General features: G+C 66.2%; 3 protein-coding genes. 1 reads left to right on the forward strand and 2 read right to left on the reverse strand.

Features of this window, described 5'->3' with window-relative positions:
* Positions 1-136: 136 nt before the first annotated feature.
* On the forward strand, positions 137-1729 hold the full coding sequence (locus OJI97_RS15635; protein WP_297664990.1) for a GMC family oxidoreductase: 1593 nt from the start codon (positions 137-139) through the stop codon (positions 1727-1729).
* A gap of 688 nt (positions 1730-2417) precedes the next feature.
* On the opposite strand, the gene OJI97_RS15640 is transcribed toward OJI97_RS15635, so the two are convergent.
* Both OJI97_RS15640 and OJI97_RS15645 read right to left on the reverse strand, forming a co-directional pair.
* Positions 2418-3755: an ammonium transporter gene (locus OJI97_RS15640; RefSeq protein WP_297664992.1), complete on the reverse strand. Its 1338-nt coding sequence runs from the start codon at positions 3753-3755 to the stop codon at positions 2418-2420.
* A 14-nt stretch (positions 3756-3769) separates the two neighbouring features.
* The gene (locus OJI97_RS15645; RefSeq protein WP_257545498.1) at positions 3770-4108 is read right to left on the reverse strand and encodes a P-II family nitrogen regulator; all 339 of its coding nucleotides are present in this window, start codon (positions 4106-4108) and stop codon (positions 3770-3772) included.
* Positions 4109-4287 lie beyond the last annotated feature (179 nt).

Genomic DNA, 4287 nt, shown 5'->3' on the forward strand with positions numbered 1-4287 from the left:
GGTCCCGCTTTTCAGGCGTCGCCGAGCGGGACCCCGGATCAAGTCCGGGGTGACGGAAATGGGTCTTGCCTCGCTCCCTAATGACATTCATGTAAGTCGCGAATGACCACCGGACGGGTGGCGAGGGGAGCGGTATATGGATCAGTTCGACATCATCGTCATCGGCGGCGGCAGCGCGGGGAGCGCGGCGGCGGGGCGGCTCGCCGGGGACGGGACGCGCAGCGTGTGCCTGGTCGAGGCGGGCGGGCGCAACGATACGATCCGGGTCAAGACGCCGGGCTTCATGCCCTTCATCCCCAAGGCCTCGAACTATCAATATGAAACGGTGCCGCAAAAGGGGCTGAACGGCCGCACCGGATATCAGCCGCGCGGGCGCGGGCTCGGCGGGTCGAGCGCGATCAACGCAATGGTCTATATCCGCGGCCACGCCTTCGATTACGATCAATGGGCGGCGCTCGGCGCGACGGGGTGGAGCTATGCCGACGTGCTGCCCTTCTTCAAGCGCAGCGAAGGCAATGAGCGCGGCGCCGATGATTTCCACGGCGGCGACGGACCGCTGAACGTCATGGACCAGCGCTGGCCCAATGTGACGAGCCGGCGCTTCATCGAGAGCGCGGCGGCGCTGCAACTGCCGCGCACGGCCGATTTCAACGGCGCGAGCCAGGAAGGTTTCGGCCTCTATCAGGTAACGCAGAAGGCGGGCGAGCGCTGGTCGGCGGCGCGCGCCTATGTCGAGCCGCTGCGCGAGCGGGCCAATTTCACGGTGCGCACCGGCGCGCTGGTCGAGAAGATCGTCGTCGAGGACGGGCGGGCGACGGGGGTGGTGATCCGGCGCGGATCGAAGCGCGAGACGTTGAAGGCACGCGGCGGGGTGATCCTGTCGGCGGGGGCGTTCGGCAGCCCGCAGATATTGATGCTGTCGGGGATCGGCCCGGCCGCGCATCTGAAGGACAAAGGGATCGATGTCGTCCTCGGCCGCGACGGCGTCGGCGCGAATCTGCAGGATCATATCGATTATGTGTCGAGCTGGGAGACGCGTTCGGCCGATCCGTTCGGCGACAGCCTGTCGGGGACGTGGCGGATGGTGAAGGCGATCCTCGAGCACCGCACCCGGCGCACCGGGATCATGACGACCTGCTTTGCCGAGGCGGGGGGCTTCTGGAAATCGCGGCCCGACCTGCCCGCGCCCGACGTGCAATATCATTTCGTCCCCGCGATGCTCGAAGATCATGGGCGGACCAAGGTGAAGGGGCACGGCTTTTCGTGCCACGCCTGCGTGCTGAGGCCCGAGAGCCGGGGGAGCGTGACGCTGGCATCGGGCGATGCGGCGGCCGCGCCGCTGATCGATCCCGGCTTCCTGACCGACGAGCGCGATATGGCGACGCTGCGCGCGGGGGTGCGGATGATGCACCGCATCGTCGCCGCGCCGCCCTTGTCGGACTATGCCGGCGCCGATCGGCATCCGGTGGAGCTGGGCGACGATGCGGCGCTCGACGCGCTGATCCGCAGCCGCGCCGACACCGTCTATCACCCTGTGGGCACGTGCCGGATGGGGAGCGACGCCGACGCGGTGGTCGATCCGGCGCTGAAGCTGAACGGGATCGAGGGGCTGTGGGTCGCCGACGCGAGCGTGATGCCGCGCCTCGTCAGCGGCAACACCAACGCGCCGAGCATCATGATCGGCGAACGCGCCGCCGATTTCGTGAAGGTGGCGCTGGCGCGGCGTTGAGGTGAAGGGTTTGCAACGGGGCGACGACAGGCTGCGCTTTCTCTCCTGTCTGTCATGCGGAGTCCGGTTCAGCCTCATCGCTTGGCGTCTGCCGTCGAGGTGGCGTCAGTTGGGTTCACGCGAAGGCGCGAAGGCGCGAAGAGGCGGTATTTACCGCGAAGCGGCTCTCTATGTCATCGCCGCCTCATACCGCTGGGATTGATATGATTAGGGGCCCGTCGGCCGGTATCTTCTTCTTCGCGCCTTCGCGTGAAACAAAAAAGCGCGGCGCCTGAGAAAAGCGCGATCCGCTGGGAGGATTCGGCGATCGGCGAATCGATGGGCGGACCGCCCGGCCAAGCGAAAAACCACGGATTTCCAGGGCCGATGCGTTCAAGGCAAAAAAAGAGGGCCGGAACTTTCGTCCCGGCCCAGCCTTTCAGGCTCTCCCCTCCTGAAACTCATGGCAGACTGAATGCCATATTAATGTCATGTTGCAAAGACTAAATTTGCGGCACCCAAGCTGAAATTTTGTGCAGTCATTCGGGGGGCTTGGAAAGGCCCGGCAAAGCGCGGGATCGCGCCGATGCTGCGCACAAAAAATGGCCGGGAGCCAAGGCGCCCGGCCAGTGGTTCGCAGGAGGAACCTGGGTAGGACCCCGCCGTCCTTCGAAAGAGGAGAGCGTGCGGCGGCGGGTGTCCTGTCTCGTCAATTATTGTAGGCGCGTTCCCCATGTTCGCCGAGGTCGAGGCCTTCGCGTTCGACCTCTTCGCTGACGCGGAGGCCGGTGAGCGCTTTGGCGATATAGATCGCGACGATGGTGCCGATGGTCGACCAGATGATCGTGCCGCCGACCGCCGAAACCTGCGTCACGAGCTGCGGGCCGATGGCGAAATCCGCGCCGCCGGGGCCGCCGAGGCCCGGCGCATAGACGATGCCGGTGCCGATCGCGCCGACGATGCCACCGACGCCGTGGATGCCGAAGGCGTCGAGCGCGTCGTCATAGCCGAGCTTCGGCTTGAGGACGGTCACCGTGTAGAAGCAGATCACCGAGGCGACGGCGCCGAGGACGATGGCACCGAACGGCCCCGAATTGCCCGCCGCCGGGGTCACCGCGACGAGCCCGGCGATGACGCCCGAGCAGAAGCCGAGCGCCGAGGGCTTGTGGCCCGCAACCTTTTCGGCGAGCATCCAGAACAGCGCGGCGGAGGCGGTGGCGACGAAGGTGTTGATCATCGCGAGCGCGGCCGAGCCATTGGCCTCGAGCGCCGAGCCGGCATTGAAGCCGAACCAGCCCACCCACAGCAGGCCGGTGCCGACCATCGTCAGGGTCAGCGAGTGCGGCGCCATGATTTCCTTCTGATAGCCGATGCGCTTGCCGAGGATCAGCGAGGCGACGAGCGCCGAGACGCCCGCGTTGATGTGCACCACGGTGCCGCCTGCGAAGTCGAGCGCGCCCATATCGAAGAACAGGCCGCCGGGCGCCCACACCATGTGCGCGATCGGGAAATAGACGATCGTCAGCCAGATGATGCCGAAGACGAGCGCGGCCGAGAATTTCATGCGCTCGACCGTCGCGCCGAGGACCAGCGCGAGGGTGATCGCGGCGAAGGTCATCTGGAAGCTGATGAACACATATTCGGGCAGCTTGAAGCTGTCCGAGAAGGTGTCGGCGAGGCTGTCGGGGGTCACGCCGGCGAGGAAGAACTTGCCCCAGGCGATGAAGGCGTTGCCTTCGGGCCCGAAGGCGAGGCCATAGCCGTAGCAGACCCAGACGATCATCGCGAGGCAGGCGAGCGCGCCGATCTGCGTCATCGTCGACAGCATGTTCTTGGTGCGGGTGAGGCCGCCATAGAAGAGCGCGAGGCCCGGCAGGATCATCGCGAGCACGAGCACGGTCGAGGTCATCATCCAGGCGGTGTCGCCCTTGTCGACGACCGGTGCGGGCGCCGCGGCGGCGGCGTCCTGCGCCCAGGCGGGCAGCGCCGCGAACAGCGCGAGGCCCGCGGCCCCGGCGCCCGCCGCGATCTTGTTTGCGAAATTCATAGCTTCCCCCTTCATTAGAGCGCCGCCTCGCCGGTCTCGCCGGTGCGGATGCGCACCGCCTGACCCACGTCGAGGACGAAAATCTTGCCGTCGCCGATCGATCCGGTGCCGGCGCTTTGCTGGAGCGTCTCGACGACCCGCGGTGCGAGCGCGTCGTCGCAGACGAGCTCGATCTTCACCTTCGGGACCATGTTGGTGGCATATTCGGCGCCGCGGTAGATTTCGGTCTGCCCCTTTTGCCGGCCGAACCCCTTGACCTCGGTCACGGTCATGCCGGCGATGCCGAGCGCGGTGAGCGCTTCGCGCACCTCGTCGAGCTTGAACGGTTTGATGATAGCCAGGATCAGCTTCATGATGCCCCCTTCTGCTTGTGGCATCATGTTGCGGTGCAACAGCCGTGCCAGATTGCGCGGGCGCGGTGGAAGGCGACATTTTGTGGCGGTTTTGGCGTCGGTGACGCGCCGGATCGTTCACGCGGCAGGCAGGCGAGGCAGGGGTTTGCCTAAATTTTGGGCAGAGTCGGATGGAAGAT

The organism is Sphingopyxis sp. (assembly GCF_025869345.1).
In the GTDB taxonomy this organism is placed as follows: Bacteria; Pseudomonadota; Alphaproteobacteria; order Sphingomonadales; family Sphingomonadaceae; genus Sphingopyxis.